This is a genomic window from Corynebacterium sp. HMSC062E11 (genome assembly GCF_001811845.1).
GTDB classification, from domain to species: domain Bacteria; phylum Actinomycetota; class Actinomycetes; order Mycobacteriales; family Mycobacteriaceae; genus Corynebacterium; species Corynebacterium hesseae.
In genome coordinates this window covers 14,461-34,685 of the sequence record NZ_KV806774.1, presented here as the reverse complement: position 1 = coordinate 34,685, position 20,225 = coordinate 14,461, and the positions used below count along the sequence as shown (strand labels likewise).

The following is a 20,225-nucleotide window of genomic DNA, read 5'->3' as shown; positions in this document are numbered from 1 at the left end:
TTAGTCTAGCGCGCCAGCTCCGCCACCCGCTTAACGGCCGCCTCGATGGCGAAGTCCTCGTCCCCGCCCTGACCCTTGACCGCGGCATCCAGCTCCGACATGAGGATCACGGCCTTGGTGATATTCTCTCCCGACCAGCGCCGCGCCACCGGCTGGGTGAGCTTGATGGCATAGGGCGCCATGCCGGTCTGGGAGGCCAGGGAATACTGATCCCCGCGCGCGGTGTAGAGGCGCGCGATGTTGCCCACCTTGTTCGCCAGGGCAGATGCAATGGCCACGGGGCTCGCCCCCAACTGCAGCGCGCGGCGGCACGTGGACACCGCCGCCTCCACGCGGCCTGCCACAGCGGCATCCGCGATATCCCAGTTAGCCACCTCGGCCACACCTACGTAGTACGCGTGCACCGCCTCGCGGGTCACCTTGCCGCCTGTGTCGAAGACGAGCTGCGAGATGGCGGAGGCGAGCTCGCGGAGGTCGGAGCCGACGCCGTCGAGAAGCGCCTGCACCACATCCGGTGTAGGCCGCACCCCGTGCGAGGCGAACTCACGCGTAGCCCACTGCGCGAGCTCATTCGGGTAGAGGGAAAAGACCTCGTGTACCTCGGCCGTCTTGCGCAGCGCCGCGATGAGCTCCGGCGGCTTCTTCTTTTTCTTCAGCGTCTTCGCCGTCACCGAGTACATCAGGATGAGCGTGATGCCGGGCATGGGGTTAGCGCAGGCGTCGAGGAGGATCTTCGTGACCTCCTTGCCGGCCCTCTCCACGTCGCTGATGACGATGACGCGGTCCTCCCCAAACAAGGAGGGGCTGGTGGCTTCCAGGATTTCGCCCTCGCTGACCTCGGAGGCCTTGAGCTTGGTTACCTCACCTTGTTGGATGGACAGGCGGGCGCGCTCGGCCAGGAATTCATCATCACCGAGGATGAGGTGCACGGGGGCAGAAGACATGCCTGTCATCTTAGCAACGCCGCAATGACCCACCCGCCAAGTAGGAGCATCGCGACGGGCCCCGCCGCCACGGTGGTCACCGGCATGGAGGAGGCGACGAAGTGGATCCAATCCGCCAGCGGCTCAATAAGGATCACCAGGGGCCTGCCCCACCCCACCTGCGCCAGGACGGCGGCGATGAGCCCCACGACGGTGATAATAGGCACGACCGGGGCCACCAGCACGTTGGCAATGACTGACACCACCGAGACCCGCCCGCTCATCAGCGCAATGAGCGGCATGGTCACGATGTCCGCGGCGATGGCGACCGCAAAGGCCCGGGCCACGATGCCCGTGCCCAGCACCCGCAATAGCAGCGGGCTGAGTACTACGATGCCGGCGGTGGCCGCGACGGAGAGCGCGAAGCCGAAGCTGACCGCTAGGTCGCTGTCCGCCGCGAGCAGAAAGAGCACGCCAAGAGCCAGGGCATGGAGCGGTTCCATCTTCGAGGAGCTGAGCACCGCCGCCAGTCCCGCCAGCCCGGCGACGGTGGCGCGCTGGACGGAGGGTTCCCACCCCACAAGTGCCACGAACAACGCCAACGCGCTTGCCGACGCCCCCACCCTCACCCTCTGCCCCGGCACCACCAACGCGGCCGCGGTGCACACGATGGCAACGTTGGAGCCGGACACAGCACTCAAATGCGATAGACCCGTGTCGATGTAGAGCTGCTTATCCTCGGGACTTTGCAGGCTGGTATCGCCCAAGACCATGCCGGGAATCAGACCGTTGTCACACACGGCGCGGAAGTTTTCTGCGACCGTCGCCGTCCAGCTATGGGCGTGCGCGGTGAGCTCGCCGCTGAAGACGGTTGTGCCCACCCCTACCTGATCCGAGGGGCCGGGGTGACCGTGCACCGTCACCAGCGAGCCACCGAAGGCCTCCGGTTCCTCCTTGAGGAAGACGGGCAGCTGCGCCGGGTAGCCCGGCACGCGCAGGCGCACCATCCACCCGGATGCCGTCTGAACCGGGTCGGCGGCGAGCTTTCCCGTCACCTCCGAGCCGAAGTGGAACGCCGCGGCGCGCACCGAGCGCACATAAGCCAGGGTGGCGAAGATGACCCCGCTCGCCGCGCACAAGATGCCCTGCCCGCGCCACTGACCACGCGCTAGCGCGAAACACACCAGCCCGCCCAACAACCACGGATGCCCGAAAAGCACGGCGAGCGTGGCCAGCCACGCCACCACCGCAGCGGGCACGAGCCGCAGCTCTCTCACGGCCGGACCTTGTCCTTCAGCTTGGCGAACTTCGCCGGCCCAATGCCGGAGACGTCCATGAGCTGCTCCACGGTGGTGAAGCTGCCGATCTCCTCGCGGTGCGCGATGATCGCCGCCGCCGTGGCCGGGCCAATACCCGGAAGCTCCGTCAGCTCCTCCTCGCTGGCGGAGTTGAGGGAGATAGTGTCTTCGGCCGCAGCGCCTGGGGCAGCGGGTGGAGCGCCGACGGTGATCTGCTCACCGTCGTTAAGCTTCTGCGCCAGGTTGAGGTTATCGGTGGGCACGCGCGGGCGCGCCACCTCGAGGGCGTCGTTAATGCGCGCACCAGGCGCCAAGGTCACCAACCCCGGCTGCTCTACCTCACCCACGACCGCAACCACGATATCCGCCGCCGCCTCGCTGCTCGGCGCAGCAACCTCATAGGGGTTCTCCGCACTGCGGCTCGCCCCCAGCCAGGCCAGAAGTGCAACGCCGGCCACGCCTACAACAGCCAGCGCCAACCAGGGCGGGACGCGCACGCGCGGAAAGTCGACGTTGAGCAGTTCTTCTTCCCCGGTCGGGCGGGTGAGGTCGCGGAGGCGATCAGCAATGGCGTTCATGCCCGCGACGCTACGCAGCGTCCACACCCCCGTCGAGGGCTTAAGCCGCAGCCTGTGGATAACTTGTTGAAGACGTCAACAACGTCTTTAGCTCGGCTCCGCCGTCAGCTAAAGACCGCGGAGACGCCGATGGCTCCGGGGCCGACGTGGACTGCGAGGACGTCGGTAAGCGGCACCAGCATGAAAGAGGAATCCGGCAGGGCCAAACGCAGCAAGTCCTCCAGCCGGCGGGCCGAGACCTTGTCCTCGTTGTACTGCACCGCGATGAAGGCCGGCTTGCCCTCGGCGCGGGAGGCCACCAGGTCCACGAGCTTGGTAAAGGCCTTGGTTTGGGTTCGAGTCTTGCCCACCATCTCCAGCTTGCCGCTCTGAATGGCCATGATCGGCTTGGTGGCCAGCAGCGCAGTGGACAGCATCGCCGTGGCCGCGGACATGCGCCCGGAGCGGCGAAGCTCCTCCGTCGAACTGAGGTAGACCAAGGTGTGCCCGCGCTCAAGGGTGTTGATGGCCGCGGCATAGCACTCGTCGAGGGAAGCGCCCTCCTGCGCAAGCCTGGCCGCCGCCATGGCAGCCGCGCCCATCGCCATCCCGGCGGTGCCGGAATCGATAACGCGCACGTTGTTCGGGAAAACTCCGGAGGCCGTCACCGCCGCCGACCACGTCGAGGACAGCTCCTTCGACAGATGAATGGCCAGCACACCATCATCACCGGAGCGCTCCATCTGCCGCCCGTATAAAGCAGCCAGCTCAAGGGCAGTCAGCCCGGACGTGGACAGCTCCGCGCCATCCTTGCCGTGGCTTTCCATGACGTGCAGGTCCACGACGCAGATGCCGAGCTCCTCGACGATATCCTCCGGCAAGCCCGCGGCGGAATCGGTAACAACGCGGATCACTAGACGTCCGCCCCCGCGCCCCCGATGACGGCGCCACCCATATTCCAGCCATCGAAGTACCACTGGGCGCGGCCGACGTTCTCCGGGGTGAATTCCAGCGGGGACAGCGGGCGTGCAGCATCAAATTCGGGCCGCGCGGTCAGCTGCGACCAGTGCGTATTCTTCAGCCCAGACAGGATCCCGTACTGGTGGTGCTCCAGGCCCAGAAGGTGGCAGGTCAGCGCGGAAATGGCACCGCCGTGCGCGACGACGAGGACCGCCCCCTCATCCCACTGCGGGTGATTCTGCATGAGCTCATCAATCACGGGGCGGGCACGGTTGGCCACATCGACGCGGCTTTCGCCCTGCGGCGGCGCCCAGGTGGGGTCGTGGCGCCACAGCGCACGCGCCCCAGGAAACTGCTCATCTACTTCAGCGGAGGTCATCCCCTGCCACTCACCGAGGTGGGTTTCGCGCAGGCGCTTATCGACGGACACCTCAAGCCCCAAGCGCCGAGCAATAATCTCGGCGGTATCGCGGGCACGGATGAGGTCCGAGGAGACAATCGCGGCAATCCCTTTGTCCTCGAGCAGATCCGCGGCGGCGCGAGCCTGGGAGTGGCCAGCTTCCGAAAGCTCGGTGTCCAAGTGCCCCTGCATCCGGCCGGTGGCGTTATAGGTGGTCTGGCCGTGGCGGATGAGGAGGAGGCGGCGGGTCATAATTCGTCGTCTTCCGGCTCTGGCTGAGCCAGGGGAAGCTCATCGAAGGAGTCGATGTCGCGCGGGTTGACGTCATTGGACCACTCGCCGGGGCGCTCCGGGGTGTCTACACCGGGGATGTCGAGAAGCGGGCAATCGTGGTAGAGGCGGTCCAAGCCGTAGAACTCGCGCTGATCGTTGCGCTGGACGTGGACCACGATGGGGCCATAATCGAGCAGAACCCACCGGTTCTCGCGATTGCCTTCGCGGCGCTTGGGCTCGAAGCCCTGCTTGGTCAGCTCGTCTTCGACTTCCTCCACGATGGACGCCACCTGGCGCTCGGTATCGGCGGAGGCCAAGACGAAGACCTCGGTAATCGCCAGCACGTCGGAAACATCAATAGCAGCGATGTTGGTGGCCAGCTTCTCATCCGCAGCCAGGGCGGCGGTCTCCGCCATGCGGCGTGCTTCATCAGTAATCGACATGACAATCCCTACACAAGTACTTTTCTGCTTAAGAACTCTAGTCTTACACGACAAGGCTCATTTTCCTAGTCGAATTCCCCCGCCCGACTACCGGAAAGGCACAGACGTTACAGGGGCTTTTCCGGGTGCGGACTATAGAGGTGATTCTTGGCGATGTATTGCACCACCCCATCCGGCACGAGGTACCACACCGGCTGGCCCTGCTGCGCACGGGCGCGGCAATCAGTAGAGGAAATGGCCATGGCGGGGATTTCAATCAGCTCGATGTCATCCTGGGAATCCTGCGGCAACATGTCCTTGCGCAGGTCATAGCCTGGACGGGTCACGCCGACGAAGTGAGCCATCTCCAGCATCTCCTCCCAGTTGCGCCAGCTCATGATGGAGGCCACCGAATCCGCGCCGGTGATGAAGTAGAGCTCGGCGTCCGGGAAGATTCCGCGCAGATCCCGCAGCGTATCGATGGTGTAGGTGGGCCCCTCACGGTCGATGTCCACGCGGGAAACGGTAAAGCGCGGGTTCGACGCCGTGGCCACCATGGTCATCAGGTAGCGGTGCTCGGCGGCGGTGACCTGCTTATCGGCTTTTTGCCAGGGCTGGCCGGTGGGGACGAAGACCACCGTGTCGAGGCGGAAACGGTGGGCTACCTCGCTGGCGGCGACGAGGTGACCGTTATGGATGGGGTCAAAGGTGCCGCCCATGATGCCGATGCGTTGCGGACTAGTCATGGCTGGTGAGTATACCGGCCACGGAGTCGATGACCTGCATGTCCTGCCCGGAAGGCTCCGCCAAGAAATAGGAGGCATGGCGCTCGGCCTTGGTGGCCAGGGCGCGGTTAGCGGCGTCGAGGGAGAAATCGCAGACGAAATCCCCTTCCAGGCAATAATCGACGTAGCGCTGCGCCGGCAGCCCGGTGCGGTTCTTAGCCCACGGCACTTGGTGCAAGGGGTTGCCAAAGGTGAGCACACCATGCAGGCGCCCGGATTCTGCGAGGTACTCCTCCGTGCTCGTCGCGACGAGCGCTCCTTGCGAATAGCCAGCGGCTACCCAACGCGGGTGGCAGCCGGTGGTGGCCTCATAGTTGTCCACCACCTTCGGCGCATTCCGGGCCCCGGTACGCAGGCTGTCGGCAGCTCCAAACGTCACCGAATACGCCATCTCCCCGAGGGAATGCTCCTGGAGAATCCCGAGCGCTCGCTGCACAAGCTGAAGCGGGCCCAGGTCTTCACCCTCCTGCGCCAAGGGCGGCAGGTTCATCGAGGCCGGGTACGCCTCCGGCCCCAAAGCCAGAACATAAACGCCATCCATTGTGCCGGGGTGGCGCTGCTCTACCTGACGGAACAGAGCGGCAAAGTTGCGTCCCTCAAAACCGGTGGATTCCGGCGCACGTTCGGAGTAACGCTGTGGGCCTACGTATTCGCCCTGCTCCTCGTTCTGGTCTGAACCGCGCGCGACAAGCACCACGGTGTCGGGGCACGTGCCGACCCCGCTCGCCGAGGCCACCGGCGCGCTGAGAAGGGACGCCGCCGTGCCAAGGGCGGCAGCTACACAGGAAACACGAAAAGAAAGAGACTTCATTCTTTCCTGTTTAGCGGAAACGGACGCCATCTACCATGCGGCCGATGGAATCGTAGACCTGGTTATCCCACTGGTGGTTGGTGAAGAAGTACTGGCCATGGGAGCCGCCGGTGGGCTTGGCGGCGTAGAGGGTCTGGGCGGAGAGGTCGCACACGGCGTCGAGCGGCAGGCAGTAGTCCACGCGGCTGACGTTGGCGCGCATCTGCGGGAAGTAGCCCATCGGGCCGCCCGCGCCCTGGGTTGCGCCGACGACGGCCGGGTCCCCTGCGCGGGTCAGCGGGTTACCAAAGGTCACGACGCCTGCGAGCTGACCGCGGTGGGCCAGTTCCACCTCGTGGTTGGCCAGGATCATGGCGCCCTGGGAGTAGCCGGACAGGATGTATTGCGGGTGGCAACCGGTGGCGGCTTCATAGCTGTTGATCGCGCTGGTCACTCCACGATTGCCGGTCTGCACGGAGTACATGAACTGGTTGATGGCGGAGACTGCGGTGTTGATGACCGGGTTGGCGTACTGCGTGGCCAGGCGCACGAGGTCAGCCGCGGTGTTCGGAACCGACTCGTTCGGAACAGAGTATTCCGGGTAGGTCGCCGGATAGTACTGCGGCTCCAGGCCCAGCACGTAGACGTCCTTCATCAGCGAATTTCCGCCGTGAGTGGCCTGGTAGCGTGCCTCGGCGCCCTGCAGCATGGCGCGGATGGATTCGCCCTCCCATCCATTGGATGCGCGGCCGCCCTGGTTCGAATACTGCGTGGGGTAGACCTGACCGTTTTGGCCAGAGCCGCGCGCGGCGACGACGACCACTGCGGGGCACTGTTCGTCAGCGTGCGCGGCGGGTGCAGAGATGGTTTGAGGGACAATGAAGGCGGACACGGCCATGACGGCGGCGGCCACGGAGGAAGCAATGCGGGACAGCATGGGAGAAGGCACCATTCAGTTCTTTGTTATTACCGCGCTTTAGAATACCCAGTGCTCCCCCGGCGCGCAGCACGAACCCCGCGCAAGGCAAACAATCTACTCGAAAAGTTTTCGAGTAGATTGTTTTGCGCAGGTCAGCCTCGAAAAATTCTTTTCGAGTAGCTTTCGAGTACCTTTCGAGTAGCTTTTCTAGCTGTCCCTAGGGGCGGGTCTGGCCGGTGCCCTGCAGCACCCATTTGGTGGATGTTAGCTCCGGCAGCGCCATCGGGCCGCGCGCATGCAGCTTCTGGGTGGAGATGCCGATTTCGGCGCCCATGCCGTATACCTCACCATCGGTAAACGCGGTGGAGGCGTTGAGCATGACCGCTGCGGCATCTACCTCGTTGGCGAAGGTCAGCAGCACGTCAGCATCCTGGGCCGCAATGGCCTCAGTGTGGCCGGTGGTGTACTCGGCAATGTGCGCGATGGCGCCGTTGACGCCGTCGACCACCTTGGCGCAGATATCCATGGAGAGGAATTCTTCGCACCACTCCTCGTCGGTTGCCTCCACGGCGTCCTTAACACCGAAGGCCTCAAGCTCCTTCACATCGCCGTGGATGGTAACCCCTGCCTCCTGAAGGGAGGTGATGATGCGAAGCTTCGAGGCGTCGTCAAGGGCAGCGTCGATCAGCACGCACTCCGTCGAGTTACACACAGAGGGACGGCGGGTCTTGCCGTTGATCACCATGTCGATGGCCTTGTCCAGGTCGGCGGAGGCATCGACGTAGAAGTGGCAATTGCCGGTACCGGTCTCGATGGCGGGGACGGTGGCGTTTTCCACCACAGCGTTGATGAGGCGCGCGCCGCCACGCGGGATGACCAGGTCCACCAGGCCACGGGCGGTGATGAGGTCCTGCACGGAATCGTGGGTCTCACAGGGCAGAAGCTGCACGCCTTCGCGCGGCAGATCAAACTCCACGAGGGTGTCCTGTAGGAGCTCAACGAGCTTGGCGTTGGAGTTCTTCGCGGACTTCGAGCCGCGCAGCAGCGGCACGTTGCCGGACTTCAGGGCCAAGCCGAAGGCATCGACGGTGACATTCGGGCGGGCCTCGTAGACCATGCCCATCACGCCGAGCGGCACGCGGACCTGCTTCATCTGGATGCCGTTATCCATGGTGCGCCCCTGCAGGATCTCCCCTACCGGGTCCTGGAGGGAGGCTACTTGGCGAAGCCCGTCGGCGATGCCCTCGATGCGGGCGACATCAAGCGACAAGCGGTCGATGAGGGATTCGGACATGCCGTTGGCGCGGCCGGCCTCGATATCGAGCTGGTTCGCCGCGAGGATGTCCTCGGTGTGCGCAATCAGATTCTCAGCGGCGCGGTTGAGGATTTCATTCTTGCGCGGGGTGGGCAGCTGCGCGAACTGTGGCGCCACCGCCTTGGCAGCGCGGGCTTTGGACAGAACTTCTTCACGTTCGGTGTTGCTCATGCCATACCAGCGTACGGAAGGTCTGCCCGCTTGTCAGGGTTTTGTGCAGCTATGGGGCGCTGATCGGTCTTTGGCTAAGCCCCGAGTTCGCGGCGGCGCTCGGCCGCGGCACGCAGGCGCTCGGCGCGCTTTTTCTCTTCCCCTTCGGAAAGCTCATCAAAAAGCTCTTCATCCGAATCGCTGAAGTTCAGTATCGCGCGCACCCCCACCGAAGCAATACCACCGGCGACGAAAGCCAGCCAGAAGTAACTCCAGTCGAAGACGAAAAGGCCCAAGAAGAACACGATGGTCGCCACCGACCAGATGACGGAATCCACTATCTGTACCTTGCGGCCGCGGGCGAGCATGTCCTCCAGCTCCGCCTCGTGGCGGCGTGCGGGTGTTGTGGCGCTGGGGGTGGAAAGCTCTGGCAGGTCCGCAAAGAGCTTTTCGACGTCTCCGCGCGTGCGCGCCGCGGCAGCCTCGCCGGTGCGCTGCTCAAATTCATCGGGGCCCAACGCGCCGTTGACGAAGTGCTGGCTCAACTGCTCCAGGGCCTCGGAACGCTCGGCATCACCAACGCGGATATCGGGGTTCTCCATTAATAACCTGCCTTCGGGTCAACCAGAGTAGGCAGCTTGTCCCCCGCCGCGAAAGCTTTGGCCACTTTGACGGTGTGCGCGCCAATCTTTTCTCGCACGGAGCGCTGCGTATTGGCAATGTGTGGGGTGATAACCACGCGCTTATCCTGCCACAGCGGGTGGTCCTCCGGCAGCGGTTCAGGGTCGGTGACGTCGAGTGCCGCACCCGCGATCTCCCCTGCCTCCAGTGCCGCGACGAGGTCCTCGGTGTTGATGAGCGGGCCGCGGCCCACGTTGACCACGACCGCGTGATCCGGCATCTTCTTAAAAGCCTTCGCGTCCACCATGTGGCGGGTCTCCGGGGTCAGCGGGGCGATGAGCACGAAGTAGTCTGCTTGCGGCCAGACCTTGTCCACTTCAGAAATCGGGTAGGTCTCCTCCGCGCCCTCGACCGGCTTGCCGGAGCGGTTCACCGCGATGATGCGCGGCCCAAAGCCGGAGAGCATGCTGATCAGACGCTTGCCAATGCCACCGGCACCAATAATGGCCACCGTCTTGTCGTCATAAAGATAGGAAGTGTGCGCCTCCATCTCTGCATAGGAATCAAACGTGCCGTTCACGCGGCGGTGCGCATGCAGCTGCGCCAAAAGCAGCGCGATGGTGGATTCCGCCACCGTGTTGTCATAGACACCGGCGGCGTTCGACCACGGCACGCTGCTCCCCTTCATCACTTCAAGCACGTGGTCCACGCCCGCCGAAGGAATCTGCACGAAGCCAATGTTCTCCGGCAGCGGCTCCGGGAAGTCGGTGCCATCGCCGGTGTAGATGAGGAAGGAGGCCTCATCTAGCGGGGCGCGCTCAAAGCCCGCGGCGTCGAGCACCTCGATGGTTTCCTCCCAGGGGTGTGGTTCGATGGCGTACTTCATGCACATCCTCCTTAGCTAGTAGCCGGCGTCCGGGTCGACGCGGGTGGGCATATCCTCGCCGCGCTCCCACGCGGCGGCGTTGGCATTGAAGATAGCACCCAGGTGGTACTGGGCCACGTGATCCGAGGCCGCCATGTGCGGCGTCAGCGTGGCGTTGGGTAGATCGTAGAGCGGGTGGCCATCCGGAAGCGGCTCCGGGTCCATGACCTCCAGGCCCGCGCCGGCAATCTCGCCCGTGCGCAGAGCCTCTACGAGATCGTCCGTGACCACGGTGCTGCCGCGGCCGACGTTGACGAACACCGCCGAAGGCTTCATGGCGCGGAACACCGCTGCGTCGAAAAAGGCTTCCGTGGCGGCCGTCGCCGGCAAAATGCTCACGACGAAATCCGCTTTATCCCAGGCCTCGTCGGCGCGCTCGATGGGCAACGTCACGTCCGCTCCCTCTACCGGGCGGCCCGAGCGGTTCACCGCGGTGATGTGCACGCCGAAGGGCGCGAGGTAGACCATGAGCTGCTTGCCGATGCCTCCCGCGCCCACGATGACCACACGCGTTGGCCCCTGCTGCTCATAGAGCCAGGCTTGGGATTCATCGAGCTCACGCGCCACCGACCAGGACTTCGCGAGGGCGAAAGCCTTGTGGTGGTGCGCCTGGGAGAGCATGAGTCCCAGTGCAGATTCCGCCACGGGCTTGGCAAAAGCACCCGCGGAGTTACACCACGGCAGGCCATCGCGCCGGATGAGCCCGGCATCGATGTGGCGGTTAACCCCAGTGAAGCAGTACTGCACCCACTTGATGTTCTCGGGAATCTCCGGGGTCTGCGCCGGGTCCGAGGCGGTATTCACAAAGACCTCGGCTTCCGCCAAACTTTCGACGCGCTCGTGTCCGGCTGCGTCGATATCTGCCACAGTTGCCGCCCACTCGTCGGGGCCCATGAAATAGCGCATTAAATACGGGAGGCGAAGTTGGACAGGTAGTCGGCATGGACAACCGGGCGGCGCATATCCTCCGGCAGCTCCTCGGTGTGCTTGCCCAGCAGGTTGTGCAGCGTGGTGGAGTCATAGCCCACCTCGCCGCGGCCGATGACCTGACCCTTGGGACCCATGATGTCCACGATCTCGCCGGCGTTGAACTCGCCCTTAATGTCGGTAATGCCCACGGCCAGCAGGGAGTTTCCGCCGCGGACCACGGCCTCCATGGCGCCCTCGTCCAAGCGCAGGGAACCGCCGGTATCCGCGCAGTAGAGAGCCCAGAACTTCCAGGCGGACAGGCGGCGTTCCTCACGGGTGTGGAAGACGGTGCCTACGGAGGCGTCGTCAAGCGCCTGCCCAATATTATCCGCCGAGGTCAACAGCACCGGGATGCCGCCGCGCGTGGCCAGGCGGGCAGCCGAGACCTTCGTGGCCATGCCGCCGGTGCCGACCTTGCCGCCATCGCCGGCCACGACCGCCTTGAGATCCTTGCCGGTGCGCACCTCCTCCACGAACTTGGCGTCCGGCTCGGCCGGGTTCTTGTCGTAGAGGCCGTCCACGTCGGAGAAGAGGAAGAGGGCATCCGCGCCGACCAGGTTGGCCACGAGCGCTGACAGGCGGTCGTTATCACCGAAGTGCATCTCGGAGGTGGCCACGGTGTCGTTCTCGTTGACGATGGGCACCGTGCGCATCTGGCGCAGGCGGTCAATGGTGCGCTGGGCGTTGCGGGCGCGATCGCGCTTGCCGACGTCCGACGCGGTCAGCAGCACCTGCCCAATGGTGCGGTTATAGCGGGCAAAGGACACGCCCCACTCGTAGGCGAGGTGAACCTGGCCCACCGCGGCGGCGGCCTGCTTGGTGGCCAGATCGGTAGGTCGCGTGGTCAGGCCCAGCGGGCCCATTCCGGCGGCCACGGCACCGGAGGAGACGATGATGATGTCGGAGACGTTCATGCGTGCGCAGACGGCGTCGACGATCTTGTCGATCTTCTCGGTGGAGGTCACGAAGTCATCGCGCGTTAGCGACGAGGATCCGATTTTGATGACGATGCGCTTGGCTTTGGAGATCTCCTCGCGCAGCGGCGAGGAGAAACCGCTGGATTTCTCCGATAGCGTGGTGGTCTCCGGGTAGTCCACGTCCGGGGTCGGCCCCTCGAAGGGTTCAAGGGGGAGAGGATAGTCGAGCTGGTTGTCGTGTTCGGATGACATACCGGCTCAGTATACCGGGCTAACCCTGCCAGCGATCGCGGTTCGCGGACTCGCGAGTGACTTCCCCGTCCGTGCCAAAGTCGAACTCGTCCACGAGGCCGCGGCGCGCCTGGGAGGCGCGCTTGCGCTCAGCGGCGGAGACGCGGTCGGTGCCCATGAGGCGGCCGTCCTGTCCGCGGCCCGCATCAGTTGCGCGGCCACCGGCCATCGGCTCGTACTCGAAGGTGATGTCCCCGATGGTGACCGGGCAGCCTTCCTCCGCGCCCTGGCGGTGCAGCTCTTCCTCGACACCGGCCTTGGCCAGGCGGTCTGCGAGGTAGCCCACGGCCTCGTCGTTTTCGAAGTCGGTCTGGCGAATCCAACGGTCGATCTTGTCGCCCTCGACGATGAATCCGCCCTCCACCTCGGGATCGGGGCGGACGGTGAAGTCCGCGAAGGAGCCCTTCTTTTTCTTGCCCACGGACTTGGGCTGAATGATGGTGTGGTTCTTGTCCACCGCCGCCTTGGGCTGTGACTTGCGGTGTTCTTTCACCATCTCCATCAGCTTGTACTTGAGGGGCTCTAGCCCCTTGCGCGCCACCGCGGAAATGATGAAGACCGGCCAGCCGTACTTCTCCTCGAGGTCACCCTTGACGAATTCCGCGAGCTCCTCTGCCTCGGGAACATCCGCCTTGTTAAGGATGATGACGCGCGGGCGCTCGCGCAGGTCACCGAGGCCGGTGTCCTGTTCCAGGAGCTCCTGGTACTTGGCCAGCTCGGTCTCGAGCGCCTCGATGTCGGAGAGCGGATCGCGGCCCGGCTCGATGGAAGCGGTATCCACCACGTGGGCGAGAACCGCTGTGCGCTCAATGTGGCGTAGGAAGTCGAGGCCTAGGCCCTTGCCCTCGGCGGCTCCCGGGATGAGCCCCGGGACATCCGCCATGGTGAAGGACTCGTAGCCCATGTCCACCACGCCCAGGTTGGGCTGGAGGGTGGTGAAGGGATAGTCACCGATCTTCGGCTTGGCTGCCGAAAGCACAGAAATGAGGGAGGACTTGCCCGCGGAGGGGAAACCGACGAGGCCGACGTCCGCCATGGACTTCAGCTCCAAGATTAGATCGCGCGCCTCGCCCGGCTCTCCCTGCAGCGCAAAGCCCGGGGCCTTGCGGGCGGCCGAGGCTAGCGCTGCGTTTCCAAGTCCACCGAAACCACCCTCCGCGGCCACGAAACGGGTTCCCGGGACCGTGAGATCCGCGAGCATCTCCCCGTCCTCGGTATAGACCACGGTGCCTTCAGGGACCTCGAGAATGAGGTCCTCGCCGCGCGCGCCGTTGCGCCAGTCACCGGCGCCGTTGCCGCCGCGGCCGGACTTCAGGTGCGGGCGGTAGTGGAAATCCATGAGGGTGTGGATCTGGGTTGAGACCTCCAGCAGGATGTCTCCGCCGTGGCCGCCGTTGCCGCCATCGGGCCCGCCGAGCGGCTTAAATTTTTCGCGGTGGACGGAGGCGCAGCCGTGTCCGCCGTCGCCTGCCTGCAAGTGCAAAACCACTCGGTCAATGAATCGTGCCATGCCCGCTAGTCTAACGGTTCCTGGCATACCGTCCTAGTTGAGCACTGCGGGGATCTGAAGCAACGCCCCTTTAGTTTTCTCCACGCTCCCCCGCCACGCCGGCCGCGTAAAAACGACAAAATCCCGAGCGAAAAGCTCGGGATTACGCCATGAAGCTCTTAGGCAGTTGCTTCTGCAACAACCTCTTCGGCCGGAACAATGTTGACCAGACGACGTCCACGCTTGACGCCGAACTCAACAGAGCCTGCCGCGAGAGCGAACAGGGTATCGTCGCCGCCGCGACCAACGTTCTCACCCGGGTGGAACTTGGTGCCGCGCTGACGCACGATGATCTCGCCGGCCTTAACCTGCTGACCACCGAAGCGCTTAACGCCGAGGCGCTTGGACTCGGAATCGCGACCGTTGCTGGAGCTGGAAGCACCCTTCTTGTGTGCCATGTGGTTTCCCCTCCTTCAGGGATGAATTAGAGCCGGTTAAGGCTTACTTGATACCGGTAATCTTCAGCGTGGTCACCGGCTGACGGTGACCAAGGCGACGCTTGTAACCAGTCTTGTTCTTGTACTTGAGGATGTCGATCTTCGGGCCCTTGCCCTGCTCGACAATTTCAGCGGAGACGGAGACCTTCTCCAGGTCTGCAGCCTTCGACTTGACGGTTGCGCCATCGACGAGCAGAACCGGGGTGAGAGCAACGGAGGAACCCGGCTCACCCTCGATCTTCTCGACCTTGACGAGGTCACCTTCAGCAACCTTGTACTGCTTTCCGCCGGTCTTGACGATCGCGTACATAGAGGGCTACCCCTTATCTAAACTCGGCTCGCTAGCAGCTGGGTGGTGCCGCTAACGAATGGACATTGGACATTGGCGTTTAGAACCACATCCGCGAGAGACGTGCGGGAACCGCAGCGCGTCCCATCGAGCGCATTCATGGTCTAAACAGCGACTGTCAAAGACTACCCCGTGAGGGGGCGAAAAGGCAAAACGCCTTTTCTAGCGCGACCTGCGCCGTGCTACTCGACGCCTCCCGCGCCCGCCCTTTCGTGCCTTCGACGCTGTGGTCTGTGCGGAAGACTCTCGCCGCTGCGCTTCGCTCCCCTGTCCGCGTTCATTCGACGCCGGGGTGGACTGGCTCTGTGCCATCTTGCGCACCACTCGGCGGCGGCCGCGGCTGCGGGTCGCGCGCACGCTCGCGTTCTCGCCCGGCTCCGCACCCTTGCGCTCAGCCTTGGCCTCCTTTTTAGAGGTGGCTAGTTGAGCGTCCTTTGCTGGGGTCTCGTCCTGCGCGAAGTCTTCACGCTTCGGGCGAATATCCGAGCGGGAATTTCCGCGCGTGCGGCGCTTGCGGCGCGGTGACTTCTCAAAGGCTTCAACAGCCTCGTCATAGGTCTGCTCCGAGCGCTGGTTGGATGCCTTTTCCGCACCGGCGTGCTCATCGCGCTTGCCGTGCTTCGCGCTCGAGCCCTCACTCGTCTCCTCGCGCTGTGGCTCCCGGAAGGTACGCGTTGCCCGGCGCGGCTTGCGCGAGCGCTTCGCCTTCGACTTCGGCTTCGAGCGCTTCGCGTCCAGGCTTTCCGCTACGGCATAGCCAATGGAAGCGCTATCCGGGGTATCCGGCTCGTCCTCGTCGACGACGACCACGTTGGCCACGAGCTCCTCCAAGGAGGACTCGTCATCGCGCGAAGCTTCCTTTTCTGTGGCAGTTTCGTGCTCGGCGGCTTCCTCGTCGTCGCGGTGCATGCGCACGGCAGCCGGGTGCTGCTTAGGATCGCGCTGCGGTGCGCGGCGCTCCTTGCGGCCTCGGCGCTGTGGCTTCGAGTTCTCCTCCTCGGCATCCTCATCAACCGGGTACTCGTGAATGATGATGCCCCGGCCATGGCAGGCCTCGCACTCGGTGGAGAAAGTCTCGATGAGGCCTGTGCCCACGCGCTTTCGCGTCATCTGCACCAAGCCCAGTGAGGTGACCTCAGAAACCTGGTGGCGCGTCCGGTCACGTCCCAGCGCCTCCTTGAGTCGGCGCAGCACAAGGTCCTGGTTTTCCGGCAGCACCATATCGATGAAGTCCACGACGATCATGCCGCCGATATCGCGCAGGCGCATTTGACGCACGATCTCCTCGGCCGCCTCGAGGTTATTGCGGGTCACCGTCTCCTCGAGGTTGCCGCCGGAACCGGTGAACTTGCCCGTGTTGACGTCAATGACCGTCATGGCCTCAGTGCGGTCGATGACGAGGGTGCCGCCAGACGGCAGCCACACCTTGCGGCCCAGGGCCTTCTGCAGCTGCTCATCGATGCGGTAGGCGCTGAAGGCATCCTCGCCATCGTGGTCGCGGGCGTCGTAGCGCACAACGCGGTCCGCCAAGTCGTGCGCCATGGAGTCCACGTAGGCGCTGACCGTGTTGTAGGAACGCTTGCCGTCCACAACCAAGGTGCTGAAGTCCTCGTTGAAAAGGTCGCGCACGACCTTGATGAGCAGGTCCGGCTCTTCGTACAGGGTGACCGGCTTGGCGCCCTTCGTTGCCTTCTCGTGCGCGGCGCGGGCGCTAATGTCCTCCCACAGGGAGTGCAGGCGGTTGACGTCGGACGCGATGTCCTCCTCCGACACGTTCTCCGCTGCGGTACGAATGATGGCGCCGCCATCCCCCGGGATGACGCGCTCCAGAATCCCCTTGAGGCGCTTGCGCTCCGGCACCGGCAGCTTGCGGGAGATTCCCGCGCTGCGCCCGCCGGGCACATACACCAGGAAGCGGCCGGCCAAAGAAATCTGAGTGGTCAAGCGCGCGCCCTTGTGGCCGATAGGATCCTTGGCCACCTGAACTAGGACCTGATCACCGGACTTCAAGGCATTTTCCACCTTGCGGCCGCGTCCGCCAATGCCCAATGCGCGCCAGTCGATGTCTCCCGCATACAGCACACCGTTTCGGCCCTGTCCAATATCGACGAAGGCTGCCTCCATCGAGGGCAGCACGTTTTGCACACGGCCCAAGTAGATATTGCCAATTTGGGAGGGGTGCGTCTCCGTCGTGACGAAGTGCTCGACCAGGAGATCATCCTCCAGCACACCGACCTGGGTGATGATGCCCGCGCCGTCGGTGCGCTGCTTATCGCGCACCACCATGGTGCGCTCTACAGATTCGCGACGCGCGAGAAACTCCGCTTGGGAGACGATGTGCTGGCGCTCGCGACCCTTCTCCCGCAGCTCCGCACGGCGGCGGCGCTGCGCCTCGATGCGGGTTGAGCCCTTGATGGCCTTCGGCTCTTCAATGTGCTCGACTTCCTCGCGGGCTGGCCCGCGGCTTTCCGCCCCGCGGCCACGGGAAGTTCCGCGGCTGCCGCGACGGCGACCACGCGGCTGGCTTACCGGCTCCGAATCTTCCTCGGTTTCTTCCTCGCGCTTTTCTGGCTTCTGGCACTTGGCCAGCGGAGTGATCTTCGGCGCCATGAAGACCGGCGCGAAGTCGTACACGTCCGGGTCTTCCTCAGCCATCGGGGTGATCAACGGGGTGAGGTCCTCGTCCTCGGCGCTATCACCGGCCTCGACGAGCGCCTCGTGCAGCATTTCGGCATCGACCTTGTCGACGATCTGCGAAATCTCGTTATCAACGTTCTTGCGCACGCGCTCACGCAGCTTTTCTTCTTCCTCGCTCAACTGCTCCGGCTGCTCCGGCTGCGCAGCAGGCTCTTCCGGTGTGGGTTCCCCTGCCTGCCCCTTCGGCTCAGCCTTCTTGCCTGCCTTGCTCACGCGCTTCGCCGCGCGCTTGGCGCGCTTCTTCTTCACGGTCTTCTCCGGCTTTTCCTCAGCCGGGGCTTCAGTAGTTTCTTCGACAGGTTCTTCGGGGGTCTGCGCAGCATCAGCCGTGGCTGCAGCCTGGTCGGTGCCCTCGGTGGCGGCCTGCTCGGGAGCTTCGGTGGCGGGCACGAGGACGTCGATAAGCTGGCCCACCTCTTCCGGCGTAAGTGTGGACTGTGCGGACTTCTTGATTCCCATCTCCGCGAACTGGGCCACCAATTCCTTGGAAGCCACGCCCACCTGCTTGGCCAAGGCATAAAGGCGAGTCTTGGGAGCGAGTGCCTCGCGGTCAATCCCCGCTACAGCCGCAGCCAACGTCGATTCAATACGTTCTTCTTTTGTTTTCTTCTTGGATGCCATCAGTGGCTTATCTCCTGACGTTGTGCTCACCCCGGGCGCAGGTTGCCGCCACACGGTAGTGAGTCTTTGAAAAATTCTCATCATCTTTATTAAGTTGTCAGCGCCTTCTATTCTGGCACAGAGCTCGATTAAGGCTCACATGTTAGTATCGCCGCTATGTCCAACGGCGCGCCCACAAACACACCTGCAGAGCGGAAAATACCTGTCCACGCGCCACGCACTGTGGCGCAGGCGCGCGCCCGCAACGAGATCGCGCTGCGGAATATCGTGACCGTAGCCGTACCCGCGGGCATCGCTTCAGGCCTTCGCGTCGTTGACTTCCCCTATCCCTACGCGGTCCCGGTCTACGCGGTGCTCATCATGGTGATGCTCTACGGAGCCTTCCGCATCATTCGCAGCAAACCAAAGTTTGTACAAGCCGCGCAGGAAGAGTTTCGGGCGGGCGACTACCCCACCCTTGCCTACTTGTTGCCGGTGCTCGCCATCTTTTCGCCGCTTATCACCGAAGGGATTAAGTCCACCGGGATTCTCGGCGATATATCGCTCAACCCCATCCTCGTCGCAGCGGGCCACACGGCCTTTGCTATACCGGCGTTCATCATCGGTGGCCGCGCCTTCGGCACCACCTCTTTCCGCGTGGGCAAGCGCCGCATCAAAGCCATCACAGAAAAGGACAGTTTGGATGGCGTCACAGAGAAAAGCATTGCCGCCGTTGAGGAACACCCAGAGGCCCTCAGCGGATTGGTGGCGGCGGGCGCCGTTACCGGTAACACGATTTCCATCCCAGCATTGAGCAAGCTACTCGGCTACGAGGAGGGGCTCGAGGAGGAAATGCGCGAGCTCGAGAAGGCAGGCGTGGTGAAGATGTCTGGCTTGATATACGGCAAAGGAAAACGCACCTACAACATCACGCTTACCGAGGCAGGTGTGCGCAGCATGGACGCCGCGCACACACGCTAGCGTGGAAGGGTGTCATCGCCCGGAAAGAGCTTCGGCCCGATCCACAGCATAAGGTAGACCAAGCTCACGAGAACGGGGATTTCAACGAGAGGACCAATCGTTCCGGCTAGGGCCTGGGCAGAAGTCGCGCCGAACGTTCCAATGGATACCGCGATCGCAAGCTCAAAATTGTTTCCTGCAGCAGTAAAAGCCACGCTGGCAGATTGCGCATAGTTCATCCCTACGGACTTAGCTACGCCCAATGACAACACAAACATGCCAACGAAATAGATAACTAATGGCACAGCAACGCGTGCTACCGCTGCTGGCTGCTCCACGATGTTTTCGCCTTGCAGAGAAAACAGCAGAACGATGGTGTAAAGCAATCCGATCAGAGCCAGAGGCGATACAGCAGGGAGGAAGCGGTCCTCAAACCACTCTCTTCCCTTCGCCTTTTCGCCCCAGAAGCGGGACAACGCACCCAAAAGGAACGGAATGCCCAGGAACACGAGAACAGCCTTGACGATGGCCCAAAAAGAGAACTCTGCACTCGTGGTATCAAGTCCCAACCAGCTTGGGAGGATGCGAAGGTAGAACCATCCCAACACGCCAAACATGGCCACTTGGAAAACAGAGTTAAGCGCGACAAGGATCGCCGTTGCCTCGCGGTCAGCACACGACAGATCCGACCACACGAGCACCATGGCGATACAGCGAGCAAGACCCACAATGATCACGCCGGTGCGAAGCTCCGGCTGGTCAGCCAAAAAGAGCCATGCCAGGGCAAACATGAGCGCAGGCCCCACCAGCCAATTGAGGACGAGCGACACCACCATAAGACGGCCATCAGTAGCAATTTCCCGGGTTTTCTCATAGCGGACCTTCGCCAAAGGCGGATACATCATGAGGAGGAGGCCAATTGCGATCGGAATGGAAATCCCACCAATTTTGACGGCCCCTAAGGCGTGACCAATTCCGGGGAGAAAGTGGCCGAAAAGCAGTCCAATGGCCATCGCCAAGATGATCCACACGGGTAGAAAGCGGTCAAGAAAAGACAACGTGGGACGCTGCGGCAGGGCCATGTCTTCCTCTTCCTTCATTGTTGAACAGAGCAGGAT

At 63.5% G+C, this 20,225-nt stretch carries 20 protein-coding genes; 1 reads left to right on the top strand and 19 read right to left on the bottom strand.

Annotation, left to right across the window (positions count from 1 at the left end):
• Window positions 1-5: 5 nt before the first annotated feature.
• From holA to HMPREF2822_RS00080, 18 genes are all read right to left on the bottom strand, one after another.
• Complete coding sequence (gene holA / locus HMPREF2822_RS00165; RefSeq protein WP_070519517.1) at window positions 6-953, bottom strand: DNA polymerase III subunit delta; 948 nt, start codon at window positions 951-953, stop codon at window positions 6-8.
• The gene (locus HMPREF2822_RS00160; RefSeq protein WP_070519515.1) at window positions 950-2,200 is read right to left on the bottom strand and encodes a ComEC/Rec2 family competence protein; all 1,251 of its coding nucleotides are present in this window, start codon (window positions 2,198-2,200) and stop codon (window positions 950-952) included. The genes holA and HMPREF2822_RS00160 overlap by 4 nt, the downstream gene beginning before the upstream one ends.
• The gene (locus HMPREF2822_RS00155) at window positions 2,197-2,799 is read right to left on the bottom strand and encodes a ComEA family DNA-binding protein (protein WP_070519513.1); all 603 of its coding nucleotides are present in this window, start codon (window positions 2,797-2,799) and stop codon (window positions 2,197-2,199) included. Before HMPREF2822_RS00155 ends, HMPREF2822_RS00160 begins: the two co-directional genes overlap by 4 nt.
• Window positions 2,800-2,903: 104 nt before the next feature.
• Window positions 2,904-3,692, bottom strand: a complete 789-nt coding sequence (locus HMPREF2822_RS00150; protein WP_070519511.1) for a DegV family protein — start codon at window positions 3,690-3,692, stop codon at window positions 2,904-2,906.
• On the bottom strand, window positions 3,692-4,390 hold the full coding sequence (locus HMPREF2822_RS00145; RefSeq protein WP_070519510.1) for a histidine phosphatase family protein: 699 nt from the start codon (window positions 4,388-4,390) through the stop codon (window positions 3,692-3,694). The genes HMPREF2822_RS00150 and HMPREF2822_RS00145 overlap by 1 nt, the downstream gene beginning before the upstream one ends.
• On the bottom strand, window positions 4,387-4,854 hold the full coding sequence (rsfS, locus tag HMPREF2822_RS00140) for a ribosome silencing factor (RefSeq protein ID WP_070519508.1): 468 nt from the start codon (window positions 4,852-4,854) through the stop codon (window positions 4,387-4,389). The genes HMPREF2822_RS00145 and rsfS overlap by 4 nt, the downstream gene beginning before the upstream one ends.
• A 107-nt stretch (window positions 4,855-4,961) precedes the next feature.
• Window positions 4,962-5,579, bottom strand: a complete 618-nt coding sequence (gene nadD / locus HMPREF2822_RS00135; RefSeq protein ID WP_070519506.1) for a nicotinate-nucleotide adenylyltransferase — start codon at window positions 5,577-5,579, stop codon at window positions 4,962-4,964.
• Window positions 5,572-6,429 (bottom strand): cutinase family protein, encoded by an 858-nt coding sequence (locus HMPREF2822_RS00130; RefSeq protein WP_070519504.1) that lies wholly within the window; start codon window positions 6,427-6,429, stop codon window positions 5,572-5,574. Before HMPREF2822_RS00130 ends, nadD begins: the two co-directional genes overlap by 8 nt.
• Window positions 6,430-6,439: 10 nt before the next feature.
• Window positions 6,440-7,345: a cutinase family protein gene (locus HMPREF2822_RS00125; RefSeq protein ID WP_232755518.1), complete on the bottom strand. Its 906-nt coding sequence runs from the start codon at window positions 7,343-7,345 to the stop codon at window positions 6,440-6,442.
• A gap of 199 nt (window positions 7,346-7,544) precedes the next feature.
• Window positions 7,545-8,813, bottom strand: coding sequence for a glutamate-5-semialdehyde dehydrogenase (locus HMPREF2822_RS00120; protein ID WP_070519500.1), 1,269 nt, complete (start codon window positions 8,811-8,813; stop codon window positions 7,545-7,547).
• Window positions 8,814-8,887: 74 nt separating this feature from the next.
• Window positions 8,888-9,394 (bottom strand): DUF1707 SHOCT-like domain-containing protein, encoded by a 507-nt coding sequence (locus HMPREF2822_RS00115; RefSeq protein WP_070519498.1) that lies wholly within the window; start codon window positions 9,392-9,394, stop codon window positions 8,888-8,890.
• Complete coding sequence (locus HMPREF2822_RS00110) at window positions 9,394-10,299, bottom strand: D-isomer specific 2-hydroxyacid dehydrogenase family protein (protein WP_070519496.1); 906 nt, start codon at window positions 10,297-10,299, stop codon at window positions 9,394-9,396. The genes HMPREF2822_RS00115 and HMPREF2822_RS00110 overlap by 1 nt, the downstream gene beginning before the upstream one ends.
• A 15-nt stretch (window positions 10,300-10,314) precedes the next feature.
• Window positions 10,315-11,244 (bottom strand): D-isomer specific 2-hydroxyacid dehydrogenase family protein, encoded by a 930-nt coding sequence (locus HMPREF2822_RS00105; protein ID WP_070519494.1) that lies wholly within the window; start codon window positions 11,242-11,244, stop codon window positions 10,315-10,317.
• Window positions 11,244-12,476 (bottom strand): glutamate 5-kinase, encoded by a 1,233-nt coding sequence (proB, locus tag HMPREF2822_RS00100; protein ID WP_070519492.1) that lies wholly within the window; start codon window positions 12,474-12,476, stop codon window positions 11,244-11,246. The genes HMPREF2822_RS00105 and proB overlap by 1 nt, the downstream gene beginning before the upstream one ends.
• Before the next feature lie 19 nt (window positions 12,477-12,495).
• Window positions 12,496-14,025: a GTPase ObgE gene (gene obgE, locus HMPREF2822_RS00095; RefSeq protein ID WP_070519489.1), complete on the bottom strand. Its 1,530-nt coding sequence runs from the start codon at window positions 14,023-14,025 to the stop codon at window positions 12,496-12,498.
• A 158-nt stretch (window positions 14,026-14,183) separates the two neighbouring features.
• Window positions 14,184-14,462: a 50S ribosomal protein L27 gene (gene rpmA / locus HMPREF2822_RS00090; protein WP_070519487.1), complete on the bottom strand. Its 279-nt coding sequence runs from the start codon at window positions 14,460-14,462 to the stop codon at window positions 14,184-14,186.
• Between the two features lie 43 nt (window positions 14,463-14,505).
• Entirely contained in the window at window positions 14,506-14,811 is a 306-nt protein-coding gene (gene rplU, locus HMPREF2822_RS00085; protein WP_010190885.1) for a 50S ribosomal protein L21, read from the bottom strand.
• Between the two features lie 201 nt (window positions 14,812-15,012).
• A complete protein-coding gene (locus tag HMPREF2822_RS00080) occupies window positions 15,013-18,168 on the bottom strand; it encodes a translation initiation factor IF-2 N-terminal domain-containing protein (protein WP_070519485.1) in 3,156 nt (1,051 codons plus the stop codon).
• 156 nt (window positions 18,169-18,324) lie between these two features.
• Between HMPREF2822_RS00080 and HMPREF2822_RS00075 the strand changes: the two genes are divergently transcribed.
• Window positions 18,325-19,128, top strand: coding sequence for a hypothetical protein (locus HMPREF2822_RS00075; protein WP_209167744.1), 804 nt, complete (start codon window positions 18,325-18,327; stop codon window positions 19,126-19,128).
• Here HMPREF2822_RS00075 and arsB read toward each other — a convergent pair.
• Window positions 19,125-20,189 carry an ACR3 family arsenite efflux transporter gene (gene arsB, locus HMPREF2822_RS00070; RefSeq protein WP_070520131.1) on the bottom strand — a complete coding sequence of 355 codons (1,065 nt, stop codon included), beginning with the start codon at window positions 20,187-20,189 and terminating at the stop codon, window positions 19,125-19,127. The genes HMPREF2822_RS00075 and arsB overlap by 4 nt on opposite strands.
• Window positions 20,190-20,225 lie beyond the last annotated feature (36 nt).